Genomic DNA, 14,801 nt, shown 5'->3' with positions numbered 1-14,801 from the left:
TCGAGCGCTGGTCGACCTGGCAGTCGACAAAAATCTTGTGGCCAACCCCTGACAGCCCAACACTGGCCCTGTGGCAAGTGACCCGTATAATGCAGCGGTCGCCATTTAACTTTTGGCTTTAACGGATTGGATATGACTGAACAGCAACCTGTTGCAGTTCTGGGTGGCGGCAGCTTCGGCACCGCCGTGGCGAACCTGCTGGCCGAAAATGGCGTGCCGGTACGCCAGTGGATGCGCGACCCGGCGCAAGCGGAGGCGATGCGCGTCAACCGTGAGAACCCGCGCTACCTCAAGGGCATCCGCGTGCACGATGGGGTCGAGCCGGTCAACGACCTGCTCGCTACCCTGCAGGCCAGCGACCTGGTGTTCGTCGCATTGCCCTCGAGCGCATTGCGCAGCGTGCTGGCGCCGCATGCCGAGCTGCTGCGCGGCAAGTGCCTGGTCAGCCTGACCAAGGGCATAGAGGCACACACGTTCAAGCTGATGAGCCAGATCCTCGAGGAAATCGCCCCCGAGGCGCGCATCGGCGTGTTGTCGGGGCCGAACCTGGCCCGCGAGATCGCCGAGCACGCGCTCACCGCCACCGTGGTCGCCAGTGCCGACGAAGGCCTGTGCCAGCAGGTGCAGGCGGTGCTGCACGGGCGTACCTTCCGTGTCTATGCCAGTGCCGACCGTTTCGGCGTCGAGCTGGGCGGTGCGCTTAAGAACGTTTACGCGATCATCGCCGGCATGGCGGTGGCCCTGGGCATGGGCGAGAACACCAAGAGCATGCTGATCACCCGCGCCCTGGCCGAGATGACCCGCTTCGCCGTGAGCCTGGGGGCCAACCCCATGACCTTCCTGGGCCTGGCCGGGGTCGGCGACCTGATCGTCACCTGCTCTTCGCCCAAGAGCCGCAACTACCAGGTCGGCCATGCCCTGGGCCAGGGCCTGACCCTGGACGAGGCAGTCAGCCGCCTGGGCGAGGTGGCCGAAGGGGTCAATACCCTCAAGGTGCTCAAGGCCAAGGCCCAGGAGGTGCAGGTGTACATGCCCCTGGTCGCCGGCCTGCATGCCATCCTGTTCGAGGGCCGCACGCTCGACCAGGTGATCGAGCACCTGATGCGCGCAGAGCCCAAGACCGACGTCGATTTCATTTCCACCAGCGGTTTCAACTGAGCCAAGGAGCAGCACATGAACGATACCCCTGAACGGGCCCAGCGCGAGTCCATCATCCTACGGGTGCTGTGGATGCTGGTGTTCGTGGTGGTCTGGCAACTGGCCGAGCTGCTGCTGGGCGGCCTGGTGCTGGTCCAGCTCATCTACCGCCTGGTGTACGGCGCGCCAAGCGCCGGCCTGATGAACTTCGGCGACAGCCTCAGCCAGTACCTGGCACAGATCGGCCGTTTCGGCAGCTTCCACAGCGACCAGAAGCCCTGGCCATTCGCCGACTGGCCGGCGCCACGTGCCCCGGAAGGCGAAGCGCCGCATGCCGTGGCTCCGGCGCCGCACCCGGTGCGTGACGAGGAACCCAAGCTGTGAAGCTGTGGGTGCTGCGCCACGGCGAGGCAGAGCCGCGCGCGAATACCGATGCCGAACGCCGCCTGACCAGCCATGGCCGCGAGCAAGTGCTGCACAGTGCCGCGCACCTGCTCGGCCAGCCGCTGCAGGCGATCATCGCCAGCCCTTATGTGCGGGCGCAGCAGACCGCTGCCTTGGTGCATGACACCCTTGGTTTCGCCGAACCGGTGCGCACCGTGCCGTGGCTGACGCCGGAAAGCGATGTGCAACAGGTTATCGGCGAGATCGAACGGCTGGGGCTGGAGCATGTGCTGCTGGTCAGTCACCAGCCGCTGGTGGGGGCGTTGGTGGGGATGTTGGAGCAGGGCCATCTGCAGCAGCCGGCGCCGATGAGCACGGCGAGCCTCGCGGAGCTTGAGGGGCAATGGCCGCTGGCAGCGCAGATGACCTTGCGCCGTTTGCATCACGTGGCTTGAAAACCTCGCTACGGATCGTTCAGAGCCGTAGCAAGGTTCACTTTGCTCGCTAGGTTTTCATCACCAAGATCGGGCGCTGGGCAGTGCTGGGGCCGTAGGACTGAAAGTTTCCATCATGAGTCCTTACGTTACAGACATTCATGAACCAATAGTTACTGCCCCCTGCATTGTCTATTAACCAGACGCCGAATGGGATGGTGGGGTGATTTTTGGCCAACGTCCAGTTGAGTAACGTTGCGACATCGGCATTCTCTTGACTGTAAATGTTGTAGAGCGCTTGTATGTCTACTTTGGTGGGCAATTGTCCGCCAGCTTGTCGTGCGTACTGACTCGCCGCAGTCCAGTCGTTTCGCTGACCGATGTACTGCACCGTTTTGACATTGGACACCCGCAAATCATAGTGGGCTTGGTTTTGTTTGCTGTCGGTGACGCTCATTCTCACGGTGCCATTCTTCCATACCGTCACCTGGCCGGAGGTTGAGTTGACAGAGGCGATCGAGGTATCGGCCGACGTGTACGTGTAAGGCGGGGCTCCTCCTTGTGCAGCACGTGTGAATTTGGCGCCCAAGGGAGGGTGCGCCGGTTTCTTGGTCTTATCGATAACGTACTGGCTCGCGGTGAAGGTGTAATCGCTGCCAAAGTCTAGTTTGGGCAGCACTGTCACGGCCCAAGCAGCAGAAACTGGGTTGCTGGCATACAGTGCTTTGGCGGTGAAGCTGTGATTGGCTGTGCTAAGGCTGGTCAGCGTGCTCGTCCAGTTGCCATTGGCATCGGTCGGCACGGTCTGTTTGACGTTCGCGCCGTCGAGAATCTGAACCTGTTGACGGATTGAGGCCTTGCCCGTGAGCACGAGCGTTGTCGAGGTGGTTGAGCCGCCTTTCGCTACGGTGTTGCCTGCATCGTCCTTCACCGAGTCGATGGTGGGGGTGACGACGTCAAGCTTTTCAAGCTTATAGGACGCTGGTCGGAACTCGGTCGCCAGTGCTTCGTTACCAGTCTGATCGAACGCCACCAATGTCGTTACGGTCATGTCAGCTGCATGCTTGAGCTTTTCCAGCTCTGTCCGCGGAACAGAGATATCCATGCCTTGACTGACCTGCTCGGCGGTGACGGATACACCATTGGCCGGATAGAACGTATGCGCCGAGCCGTTTTCCAAGGTGCCCTCGATCTTGATCCAGACACGTTGTCTCTCGGCAATCAGCGGCCAAGGCGCCACCGTAACCGACGCGTCGCCTATGAGGCTCTCGAGCGCCAGCACACGCGTGTCCTGGTTCGCTTGCGGAACGACAGGCTCAGGCAAATCCTTCAGCGTCAGTTCATTGACCAGCAGTTCCAGCGGTAGCGACCCTTCTGGCGAGTCATTACGCTCAACCGCATACATCACTGTGATGCTCTTGCCTTGGCTGGCCGCCACCACGCTGACGGGTACCGGGAAGTCGACATAACCGAATGCACTGCCAGGCTTCGGGGTGCTTTCCCAAGTATTGGCATCGTTAGTCCCGGCCCAGCTTACCGCCAGGTTATGGGTGGTCAGCATACCGTCGTATTCGACCCGCACGGTGGCACCATTCAGCGCTTGGAGGGGATCGAGCGTGCCGTTGGGGGCCTCGAGCACAGTCGGTGGGACTAACGTTTCGTCCGCTTGGCGCTGCACTTGAACCGGGAGGGTCAACGAAGACGCTGTGCCACCACTGGCCCGCGTAACCCGATAACTGACGGCCACGCTGCCGTTGAGGTTGCCGATGATGTACGGGGTATATGCGATATCGAAGCCGATCGGTGAGCCCAGGTTGGCAGCGTTCACGTCGATATAGTCGCTGTAACTGGCACCTGGCAACCCAGCCCAGCTCAGGATGATTCGGTCATCGACCGCCTTGCCCTGGTAGTTTGGCACCATGGCCTTTGTGCCTGCTGGCACAGTATCTGGGTCCAGTACGCCTTCCACGACGCCAATCACGCTCGGCGCCACCAGTTCCGCACCGCCTTGGCCCACGACCTGAAGTTCCAGTTTATCGGACGCTTCACCGTTTACCCGGTAATGGACGTCCACGGAGCCATTGATCAAGGGCTCGAAGAAGGCTTTGGGTACGATGAACTCGACCGTCTTGTCGACTTGGCCGCCGGTGATGTCCTTGTTGTCGTCGTGGGAGGAGGGGCCCCCATTGGCATCCCTGGCGCTGACGAACAGCTCGACCTTGTCACCGCTGGCCATCCCCAGGTAGGGCAGGATGATGACCGTGGCGCCCAGATCCGGAATGCGCTGTGGGTCCAACTCGTTGCTCTGGGCTTCCTTGACGCTGGGTTGTGGTAACTGCTGCACCTGGCCGACCACCTCGAACGAGGCGCGTCGCGAATGCTGCTCACCACGGCTGGACGTAACGGTGTATTTGATCGCGACGGAGCCTCCGGCGCTGGCCTTGACCTTGGCGTTGGGAACCGGGAACTCGATAGGCAGCCCATCGCTGTCGAGGTCGACCGTGAATTCATCGTCGTGCGTGATGGGACCGCCGGTAGGCGGTCGGCCGATCCAGGACAGCGACACCACATCGCCCTCGGCCATGTCGGCATACACCCGCACGCGAACGCGTGCGTCCGCCTCGCCCAGTTCGGCGAGGTCCAGCACACCCTCGATCAGATCGAGGGCCTCGGGCGCCCGCAGCAGGTCGTCACCGACCTCGACGTCGGGGGTGAACTTGATCGACCACAACGACCAGTTGTTGACGACGTCGCGGATCTCGTACTCGATGACCACCGGGCCGGCGCCGGCCTGTTCGATGACCCTGCGAGGGACCGCGAGGCGCACCGGTTTGTCGACGTCGTCAGCTGCCAGCGCTTGCTCCACGAAGTAGCCGCCCCAACTGAGTTTCAGCTTGTCGCCCTCGGTCATGTTCTCGTAGCGGGGCACGGTGGCGACGATGCTGTCGGCGTTACTCTCGTCGATCAGCTCCGGCACACCGGTCACGGCGAGCAGGTTTTCGTTGACCTCAGGGGTGGACGGGATGGGGTCGGTGCCGCCGGGCACATTGGTTTTGACGCGGATGTCGAGCGGGTGCGATTTGTAGGTGTTCTGGCCATTGGGGCTGGTGACCAGGTAATGCACCGGTGGCGTGCCGTCCTGGATGGCCAGGCTGGGGACATCGATCGTGACGCTACCCTGGTCAAGGTGACCGGCGTTGACCAGCACGTGATTGACGAAACGATTGTTCCAGAACAGCTGGATGTTGTCGTTGACCTGCATCTGCGGGTAGGCGGAGATCACCACTCGAACTGGCACCTGGGGATCGGAAATATCTTTCAGGCGGATGCCGCCGTTACCTTCGGCGATGGGAATACGGGGCGGCGGAAGGGTCGGCGCGGGGTCTTGTAGGCCAAAGGTGCGCAAGCTGGCCAGCAATCGGCTGATTGCGCTGAGCTGATGGTAGGTCGTCATGATTGGCTCCTGCATGAAGTGGAGAACGCTGCACGAGTGTGGGCCGAGAGCAATGGCGGCGAAACTGGTAGAAATGTCAGGTAAGAAGGACCTGATCGCCCTTGCCGATGACCGTTCCGGACGTTGCCGAGGGGCTACCGAGTGCGGACAATGGGCACTCGTTCCCGCTCCGGACCTGGCGCCATGTCGCAGCAGATTTTCTTCGCCCACGCCAACGGCTTCCCATCGGCCACCTATGGCAAGCTGTTCGCGGCCCTGGCGCCGGATTACCAAGTTCGCCACCTGGCCCAGCATGGGCACGATCCACGTTTCCCTGTAGGGGATAATTGGCAGCAACTGGTGGATGAGCTCTTGCACCATCTGGCTGAGCAGGACGCGCCGGTATGGGGTGTCGGCCACTCACTGGGCGGGGTGCTGCACCTGCATGCCGCGCTGCGCCAGCCCGAGTACTACCGTGGTGTGGTGATGCTCGATTCACCCGTGCTGACCCGCGCCGACCAATGGCTGATCCGTGCTGCCAAGCGTTTCGGCTTCATCGACCGCATCACCCCGGCGGGGCGCACGCTGGGGCGGCGCGAGGCATTCAGCGATCGCGACAGCGCGCGCGACTATTTCAGCGCCAAGACACTGTTCCGCGACTTCGACCGCGACTGCCTGGAAGCCTACCTCGAACACGGCTTGCAAACGGCCGATGACGGCTTGCGCTTGCGTTTCGACGCTGCCATCGAGATCGGCATCTACCGCAGCATCCCGCACCAGAGCCCGGCACCGGCCCGCCAGCTTCGACTGCCCCTGGCGATGGTTCGGGGCCAGAGCAGCCGGGTGGTCCGCCGCCACCATGCGTTTGCCGTGCGGAGCATGCCCCTGGGTGAGTACCACAGCGTACCGGGCGGTCATATGTTCCCCTTGGAGCGCCCGGTGGATACCGCCAGCCTGATCAAGGGCCTGTTCGACCGTTGGAGCCAGGCATGAGCGCGCACGTCGAAGAAATTCGCCTGAACCTCGGCCATATCGAGCTGGCCGCCCATCTGTTCGGCCCCGAGGATGGGCTGCCGGTAATCGCGCTGCACGGTTGGCTGGACAACGCCAACAGCTTCGCACGCCTGGCCCCACGGCTCGAAGGGCTGCGGATCGTCGCCCTGGACCTGGCCGGGCATGGCCATTCGCAGCATCGTCCGCCGGGGGCGGGTTATACCTTGGCCGATTACGCCCACGACGTGCTACGGGTGGCCGAGCAACTGGGCTGGCCGCGTTTTGCCCTGCTTGGGCACTCGCTCGGGGCGATCATCTCGGTGCAACTGGCAGGGGCCTTGCCCGAGCGGGTAAGCCACCTGGCCTTGATCGATGGCGTGATGCCGCCGACCGGCGATGAACAAGGTGCTGCCGAACGTTTGGGCATGGCGCTGCAGGCGCAGTTGCGCCTGACGGCGAAGCGAAAGACGGTGTACGCGAGCGTTGAACAAGGGGTGCAGGCGAGGATGAAAGGCGCGGTCGCGGTCAGCCGCGAGGCGGCCGCACTTTTGGCCTTGCGTGGTTTGATGCCGGTGCCGGGCGGCTACTGCTGGCGCAGCGATAGCCGCTTGACCTTGCCCTCGGCGGTGCGCCTCAGCCAGACCCAAGCCATGGCCTTCGTGCAGCGGGTCAGCTGCCCCACCTACCTGGTGGTGGCTGCCGATGGCATGTTGGCGCGCCACCCCGAGCTGCTGGCGCAGTTGCCGTTCGAGCACACCCTGCTACCGGGTGGGCACCATTTGCACCTGAACGACGAGCAGGGTGCAGCCCTTGTCGCCGCTCGGTTCAACGATTTTTTTGGCCGGGCATGATCGCCCAGGTCAGGGCAGGAACACATCGATCAGTACGTGGTAGTAGCCACCAGATGCCGTCCCTGCTGCGTTGCTGACCCAGTGATAGCCATTGGCTGACCAGACGCCCGTCTTGAGGTTCAGGAACTCCCGTGCGACCGTGAATGCGTAGCTGCCCAGGTCGAGGTCTGCCTGCGTGACTTCATGGCGGTCCTGCATGTACGACCCTTCCACAGGACGGGCGGGGTCCAGGTCCGGGTCGTCCCCGGCACCCATGTGGCCGCGGAACGTGAACGCGATGATGTCGCCGACGGCGGCATTCTCGTAGTCGAGTTGCACCACATAGGGCGTGCCGTCGATCGCGGCGTCATTGTTGATGGTGTTGTACAGGTTCTTCTCTGGGAAGTCGCCTTGCGACAGGGGACCGCCACCGCCCGGGAGGTCCGCAGGGTCGGCGACCTGAATGGTTTGCACGCCGGAGTACGCGGTATTGCTGTACCCAGGTGGGGCGGGTAGATCCCGCGTCACGTTATAGACCAGCGGCAAGCTGCCCGGCCCGGCGCTCTTCATTTGTGGTGGGCTGATCGTCAGCCGCAGGGCGACTTTATCCCGAACATCGTCGGGGCTGACCAAATACTGCTGCAAGGCAATCGAGCCCCATTCGACGAGAACCTGATCATTCTCGGCGAAGATCTCCGAACCATCGATGCCATGCCATTCCAGCACCACCTCGGCAGTTTGCGCCTGGTCGTCGTTGGAGATGACATTGGGCACGCCACTGGCACCGAGCGCAATCGGCAAGGGTAGGTTTTCATGTTCCGGGGTTTCCGGGTCAGGGTCTTCGCCGCCTGGAAGCGTGATGTCCACTTCCACGTTAAAAGGGGTAGACCTACCCAGGGATATCCCGTTGCGCTTGACCTCGTAGGTGAGTGTCTGCGAGCCGTTGCCCCCCAACTGTACCAGTCGGTACGCGAAGGCAGGAGTCAACAGGGGATCAGCGTTTTCATCTTTGACGCTGTAGGTCTGCGGGGAAACGCTTCCCCAACTGAGGAGAATCTCATCGTCGACTCGGGCATGGTCATAGTGTGGAATGTGCACGCGCACTGGCGTACGGGCGGTGGCTTCGTCAATCAGGCCATTTTGTTCGTACAACGGTACTGTCGGCGGCAGCAGTACATCGGGGGCGTTGTTCAGCAGAATCTGCAGGTCTTCGGCGGGGGCTGTATCGGATGCGTTGCCTGCGCGGTCGGTCAAGGTGTAGGTGAAGGCTGCCGGGCCATCGTCCACCAACAACAGGTTAGCCAAGTTGAAGTAAACCGTGACCGGGGCATTCTGATCGTCCGATGTGACGCGAATCGGGGTGTCGGGAAACGATTGCCGGGTGCCTCCTCGCTCTGCCTCGATCAGGGGTTGGATGATGTCGCCGATCCGCTTCTGCTCATAGCCTTGCAACGTGGTCTCGAGGCGGCCTTGTGCATCGAGCTTGGCAAGCGTCACGCCTTCCGAGATCACATCGGGGGTCACGATGAGCTTGGGTAATGCCTTGCCTCCAGGGGCGGTGCGATCGACACGAATGGTGAGCGCTGCCGAATCATAGGGGTTCTGACCGGGATAGCTCGTGAACCGATAACCCAAGACAGAGGAACCTTCCGCCAGCAGTTCCGATTGGTCGATGGAAAATTCGAATACGTGGGTGGGATCTTCAACCTCGTCTTGCGTCAGTGTGTGCACCCTCCCATAGGGGGCGCCTTTCCACCAGAGTTGCAACTCTCCTCGCTCTTGAAGGTAGGCAAACCAGTCGACCTCGACCTTCAGGTCCTGGTCGGCGATATCGATAGGCAACAGGCCGTCCTTCAAGGCACCGATAGCCCTGGGTGGCGCAAGATCGGCCATGTGACGTGCGCCGTCGGTCATCTTTGTGTTCATGGATGAGCATCCTGTGCTGGACGGGAACCACCGGCCATCGAGGCCGGTGGTTGATAGGCAATGCCGCTTAGGGCGCTGGCGCTGGCTGAGCGTCGATCAGAACGGGTACGAGTACACCGTTGGCGGTACCTTTATCATTGGTGACCGTGAATGTGGCTTCCGCTTTGCCTCGTCCCGGATTACTGCCAGGCGTACCTGCCAGGTACAGTTTTGCCGAAGGCACCAGGAACTCGTAATAACCTTGGGTGATGTCGTCCTGGGAAATGGTGCGCGTGCCTCTTTCCTCCGATTCTGGAACCTCCTGAGCCGCGTTGCCATAGCCGTCGTAGGCGATGAAGCGGTAAACGATTGTGTCGCCTACGGCCATGTTGAGGTATGCACTGACCCGGAACGGTGTTCCGCCCCCAGAGGCTGCTGCATCGCTGTTGATCGCATTGTTCTCGTTGGCTTCCGGGAACGAGCCGGTCTCTACGGAACCCCCGCCGGGCAGATCGTCCGGGGAAATGACCTGGATGGTCTTGCTTGGGGACAAAGCATAATTGTACTCTCCAGGCTTGCTGTCCATTTCACGTCCGACGATGTAGCGCAGGATGATGTCGCCCGCACCTTCCGTGCTCATTTGGTCACCGGTCAGTGTCGCTTCATAGTCTTCCCCGACATCGCTACTCGTAATGGTGTATGGCCCAAGCGTGGTGCTGCCCCATTGAACGGTAACGATATCGTCTTCCTCGAACACTTCGGTGCTGTCGATGCCCGCATGGGCAATCGTGATCTTGGCATCTTCCCCAAAGTCACCGGCGGCAACATGATCGACCGCTCCGCTGTCGGCGGTCAACGTGGCTTGTGCCAAGTTGCCGTGCTCAGGGGTTTCCGGATCGGGGTCCTCGCCACCCGGCACGACCAGGTCAACGAGGACAGTTACCGCAGGGTCGGATACCCCGATGTCAATGTTGTTTCGTACGACGCGATAGACCACGTGCTGGGGGCCGTCATCTGCCGCTTGCACCACGGAATAGGGTACTTGGATGGTCATGACGGGATCGCTTGTTGGGTCGCCGACAGCCTCCGCCTGCACTGTTTCGTCACCCCAGTGGACGGTGATGAGATCACCCTGCTGGAAGTTGTCATCGGCAGGGATTTCGACGCCCACCGGCCTACGTGCCTCGGTCTCGCCAACGATACGCTCGGGTAGCGGCGCCAGGGGAATTTCCGGCGCAGGCCAGCTGCGAGGCACGGAGCTCAGCAGCACCTGCAATGAAACGGGAGTGGCCTCATCGGATTGGTTGCCGGCACGGTCTTTCAGGTAGTAGGTGAATTCGGTTTCGCCGTCCCCGATTTCCTTTAATTTTTCGAGAGCAAACGGAACCGGGATCTCGATGCCTGGCGTATCGTCTATGACCTCTACATAGTCTAGTTCAACCGTTGGTACGCCTTCGCGTTTAAGCAATGGAAACAACTGGTCGCCCAATTTCAGATAGCGCCAATGCGCGACCCGCGAGGGCAAATTGTCATTTTCATCGAATTTGTCGGGAGTCACTCCGCCATTGACGATGTCTTCGCTGAAATCGAGAAGAGGCATATTTTCCCCGCCGGGCGCCGTGCGGTCGACCTCGATGGTCAATGGCGGGTTGCCGAAAAGTTCATTCTCTCCAGGGTATGTCTTTCCGACGTAGTTGAGCTCGAATGTGCCTTCGTCACTGAGTTCGCTTTGTTCCAGCGTCAATTTGATTGTGTCTTCTACCAGATCCGCGTCGACGATCTCATAAGGCGTGCCGTAGAGGGCACCTTTCCACATTAGTTGTAGCGTACCCAGAGCGCCATCTTCGAACACTGGGGAAGATCGATCTACTGGAATCTCCACAATGAGATCGTTATTGGCAACGTCCACCGGAAGAAGGCCATCGTCGAATGCGCCGACGGCTACGCAGGGCTGCATGGTGTTGACGAGTTGCTCCTCGAGAGCGCCATTCCTGATGACAGTCACTTTAGCAGGCGACAAGTTACGAGACGGGCGAAGCGGAGGTATACGTTTGTGCAGAGTCATATTGATGCTCCAGCAAGAAGTTTGTAAAGCCAATCAAGCAGGCTGTCGTATAGCCGGGTGATGAGCGATTCGGTGTTCACTCGAAAGTGGCCTGATCAATCTATTGTCGATCGGCGCTCCTGTCGCCTGGCAGATTTGATAGGTAAGCGTTACCCCACGAGAAACATCTTGTGGCTTGCCTTGCATAACTTCGAGAGCCTGTCAGCTGTTAAAAATGCTAGGTTTCAACGGATCGAGAACGGGCTAGGCTGCGGTAGGAATTAACCAGACTGATGATCGGAAGAATCCTACAGAGGTGTAAGTGACTGCTTGATAGGGTGCCGGCCGTTTATCGCTCGCCTGGAGACATATTCAAATGGCATCTCGTTTTCGCACTGCGCCTTGCAAGCTCTTCTGCTGGAGCTCCCTGGCTTTACACGTCACTTTTGCAAGCTCATCGATAGCGCTGGCCGGTGAGATCGGTGAGGGGGAGTCGGGCCTTGTCGACAAGGACACGCCGGTCGAGTCCTGGACTGCCCGCAGTGGTCATCTCGATATCGTCGAAGGGGGGCGCACCTTGGGCGTCTCGCTGTTGAGCAGCACCGGCAACTTCCAGGGCGCGATCATCGAAAACGATTCAGGAGCAGGTCTGCGCCTGGCCCGCCATAGCGGCCTGAATCCTTCGAGTGCAACGGTGGTTGGCAGCTCGATCAGCGGCGTGGGCAATGGCGTGCAACTGAGCCGGGGTAGCCAGATCGTGTTGTCCGACACTCGCGTCCATGGCAAAGATAATGGCAACACGGGATTTCTGGGCGGGGGGCTCGGGCTGGCATTGTTCGATGGCAATGCGACGGTGACCAACGGTTCGGTCATCGTGGGCGACCGTAACGGTGTGCTGCTAAGCGCAGATTCCGGAACGGGTGCGGGTCAGCAGACGGCTTCCTTGGTGCTCGATGGCTCCCATGTTCAGGGCGTTAACGGCAGTGCGATTCGGGTCGGCTCGTTCCGTGACGACTTCCCGGTCACCGCCACGGTGCTCATACGCAATGGCGCAACGCTCGAAGGCGGCAATGGCACGTTGGTCGAAGTGGCGAACAACTCGACCGCCAACGTCACCGTGCAGAATACCGGGCTGGTGGGTAATTTCGACGTTGCCACAGGCTCGACGCTGGATCTGACGCTGTCCAATGCCTCGCTCGATGGCGATGTCGACATCGCCGAGGGTGGCACCGGTTCGGTGGCATTGCGGGACCGCGCGGTTCTGAACGGTAACTTGAACAATGTCCAGGCTTTGTCGGTCGCCAGCGGGGCGACATGGAACATGACCCAAAGTGCTCGTGTCGGCGATCTTTCGATGGCGGGTGGCACGGTCAACCTGGGCGGTGCCGATGGGGCGTTTCGCACCTTGACCCTGGCAAACCTCGAAGGCAGTGGCGTCTTCGCGCTGGGCACGGATCTGGGGGCGGGGCAGGGCGATTTTCTCGAAGTCACGGGTGAGGCCACCGGGAGCCATCAACTTGCCGTCCAAAACACCGGCGTCGACCCTGAGGAGGGTGCGGGGCCGCTGACGCTCGTGCGTATCGGCGAGGGGGATGCCGACTTCAGCCTGAGGGGCGAGCAAGTCGATTTCGGTACTTTCGCCTATACCCTGGAAAAAGACGGCAACGAGTGGCGCTTGGTGCAAAAACCAGGTGTGGTCACACCGGGAACCCAGTCGGTGCTCGGCCTGTTCAGTGCCGCGCCAACCGTCTGGTATGGAGAACTCAGCACATTGCGCAGTCGTATGGGCGAGTTACGCCTGGGCAACGGCGAAGGTGGCGGCTGGGTGCGTAGCTACGGTAACAAGTACAACGCCTCGGCAGCCTCGGGTGTAGGCTTCAGCCAGCGCCAGCACGGTATCAGCTTCGGTGCGGACGCGGCTATGCCAAGCCAGGATGGGCAATGGCTGGTCGGGGTGATGGGGGGTTACAGCAAGTCCGACCTGGATTTCCAAGGCGGCACCAGCGGTGAGGTCGACAGCTTCTACCTCGGGCTGTACAGCACTTGGCTGGCCGACAGCGGTTATTACCTCGATGCAGTGCTCAAGGCCAACCGCTTCCAGAACAAATCGGACGTGCGCATGAGCGACGGGCAGAAAGCCAGCGGTGACTACGATCATTATGGTGTCGGTGGCTCGGTTGAATTCGGCCGGCACATCGCCCTTGCTAGCGATTGGTGGGTCGAGCCGTTCGCCCAGGCATCCACCCTCTGGGTGCAGGGTCAAAGCTATGACCTGGACAATGGCATGCGCGCCAAGAGCAACAAGGCCGACTCCCTGCAAGCCAAAATGGGTACCCACGTCGGCAAGAACCTGCAACTGGCCGATGGCACCCGCCTGCAACCCTACCTAAAGGTTGCCGCGGCTCACGAGTTCATCAACAGCAACAAGGTCAAGGTCAACGGCAATCGCTTCACCAACGATCTGTCGGGGACACGGGGTGAGTTGGGTATTGGTGTTGTGGCGCAGGTTTCGGAAAATCTGCAACTGCACGGCGAGGCTGATTACAGCAACGGTTCTAAACTTGAACAACCGTGGGGCCTCAACCTGGGTTTGAACTATCGTTGGTGAAGGCTCGACTGCTTCACTGTGTTGAAGACGAACGGCCGGACTGGCCGTTTTTCTTTTTTGGCGCCGGTTGACCGCGCTCGCTGTCGCAGACTGTTTCAATAGACTCTAGGGCTTTGCTTGACTTGCACCGGCCAAGTGCCGAGGCTTGCCGGGTTGAACAGGGAGACAACCATGCAACTGCCAGACATCCTGGAGCTACATCTCGGCGCCGATCGCCGCATGGGTGGCCGATGAGCACACCCGTTTTCATTCGCACCCTCACCGCTGTCTGCCTGGCGCTGGCCGGCGCTTGGGCCTGGGCCGGCAGCCTGCCGGTGCCGGATGACGCCACGGTGGTCGACCAGCGCCCGGCGGTGGAGCAGGAACGCTTCTACCCCATGGGCCCGTTGCGCCGAATCAGCGGCCGCCTGCGCCTGGAGAACAAGGTCGAGAGTCGCGGCACGGTCAGCTCGGTCACCTACCAGCTACCGATCGAGCGCACCGCCCGCGAAGCCTTCACCAGCGCTCGCGAGGCCCTGCAGCGCGATGGCGGCTATCCGCTGTTCTGGTGCCAGGGCCGCGACTGCGGCGAGGCCAGCCTGTGGGCCAACGAGGTGTTCGGCAACGCGCGGCTCAACGGCGGCGACGAGCAGCAGGCGTTCATCCTGCTGCGCCGCTCGGCCGAAGAGGCCGATACCTTGGTGGCGCTGTACAGCGTCACCCGTGGCACGCGCCGCGGCTACCTGCATGTCGAGGAGTTCGTCTCCGCCACGCCGCTGGGCGAGCTGTTGCCCACGGCGGCCACGGTGCTGCGGGAAATGCGCGATACCGGCAAGCTCGACTACCCCGACCTGACCGCCCCGCAACCCGCCTGGGTCGACCTGCTCGGGCGCAGCCTCAACCTCGACAGCACCCTGCGCGCCAGCCTCAGCGGCGCCGAGGCCGAAGCCTGGCGTGAGCAGTTGGTCAAGGCCGGTGTGCGCAGCAGCCGTCTCGAAGTGGGCAGCGCACCCACCGAGGGGCTGCACCTGGAGCTGATTCGTTGAGTGGGTGC

Annotated in this window: 10 protein-coding genes; 7 read left to right on the top strand and 3 right to left on the bottom strand. The window is 61.5% G+C overall.

Annotated elements, in window-relative coordinates:
• Positions 1-132 precede the first annotated feature (132 nt).
• The 3 genes from IAE37_RS20035 to sixA are packed head-to-tail and all read left to right on the top strand — an operon-like array spanning position 133 to position 1,976.
• Complete coding sequence (locus IAE37_RS20035) at positions 133-1,158, top strand: NAD(P)H-dependent glycerol-3-phosphate dehydrogenase (protein ID WP_201176294.1); 1,026 nt, start codon at positions 133-135, stop codon at positions 1,156-1,158.
• 15 nt (positions 1,159-1,173) lie between these two features.
• On the top strand, positions 1,174-1,521 hold the full coding sequence (locus tag IAE37_RS20030) for a DUF4389 domain-containing protein (protein ID WP_201176292.1): 348 nt from the start codon (positions 1,174-1,176) through the stop codon (positions 1,519-1,521).
• Positions 1,518-1,976: a phosphohistidine phosphatase SixA gene (sixA, locus tag IAE37_RS20025; RefSeq protein ID WP_201176290.1), complete on the top strand. Its 459-nt coding sequence runs from the start codon at positions 1,518-1,520 to the stop codon at positions 1,974-1,976. The genes IAE37_RS20030 and sixA overlap by 4 nt, the downstream gene beginning before the upstream one ends.
• 49 nt (positions 1,977-2,025) lie before the next feature.
• Here sixA and IAE37_RS20020 read toward each other — a convergent pair whose 3' ends face one another.
• Positions 2,026-5,409, bottom strand: coding sequence for a hypothetical protein (locus IAE37_RS20020; protein WP_201176288.1), 3,384 nt, complete (start codon positions 5,407-5,409; stop codon positions 2,026-2,028).
• 183 nt (positions 5,410-5,592) lie between these two features.
• Between IAE37_RS20020 and IAE37_RS20015 the strand changes: the two genes are divergently transcribed.
• Both IAE37_RS20015 and IAE37_RS20010 read left to right on the top strand, forming a co-directional pair.
• A complete protein-coding gene (locus tag IAE37_RS20015; RefSeq protein WP_201176287.1) occupies positions 5,593-6,381 on the top strand; it encodes an alpha/beta fold hydrolase in 789 nt (262 codons plus the stop codon).
• Positions 6,378-7,232: an alpha/beta hydrolase gene (locus IAE37_RS20010; RefSeq protein WP_201176286.1), complete on the top strand. Its 855-nt coding sequence runs from the start codon at positions 6,378-6,380 to the stop codon at positions 7,230-7,232. Before IAE37_RS20015 ends, IAE37_RS20010 begins: the two co-directional genes overlap by 4 nt.
• A gap of 9 nt (positions 7,233-7,241) precedes the next feature.
• Here IAE37_RS20010 and IAE37_RS20005 read toward each other — a convergent pair whose 3' ends face one another.
• Both IAE37_RS20005 and IAE37_RS20000 read right to left on the bottom strand, forming a co-directional pair.
• Positions 7,242-9,137 (bottom strand): hypothetical protein, encoded by a 1,896-nt coding sequence (locus IAE37_RS20005; protein WP_201176285.1) that lies wholly within the window; start codon positions 9,135-9,137, stop codon positions 7,242-7,244.
• Positions 9,138-9,204: 67 nt separating this feature from the next.
• Positions 9,205-11,181 (bottom strand): hypothetical protein, encoded by a 1,977-nt coding sequence (locus IAE37_RS20000; protein WP_201176284.1) that lies wholly within the window; start codon positions 11,179-11,181, stop codon positions 9,205-9,207.
• A 355-nt stretch (positions 11,182-11,536) separates the two neighbouring features.
• Between IAE37_RS20000 and IAE37_RS19995 the strand changes: the two genes are divergently transcribed.
• Complete coding sequence (locus IAE37_RS19995) at positions 11,537-13,768, top strand: autotransporter outer membrane beta-barrel domain-containing protein (protein ID WP_201176283.1); 2,232 nt, start codon at positions 11,537-11,539, stop codon at positions 13,766-13,768.
• 230 nt (positions 13,769-13,998) lie between these two features.
• Complete coding sequence (locus IAE37_RS19990; RefSeq protein WP_201176282.1) at positions 13,999-14,793, top strand: DUF4892 domain-containing protein; 795 nt, start codon at positions 13,999-14,001, stop codon at positions 14,791-14,793.
• Positions 14,794-14,801 lie beyond the last annotated feature (8 nt).

This window comes from Pseudomonas sp. S31 (assembly GCF_016648105.1).
Lineage (GTDB): Bacteria > Pseudomonadota > Gammaproteobacteria > Pseudomonadales > Pseudomonadaceae > Aquipseudomonas.
The sequence above is the reverse complement of the archived record's forward strand: the minus strand, read 5'-3'. Positions and strand labels throughout refer to the sequence as shown.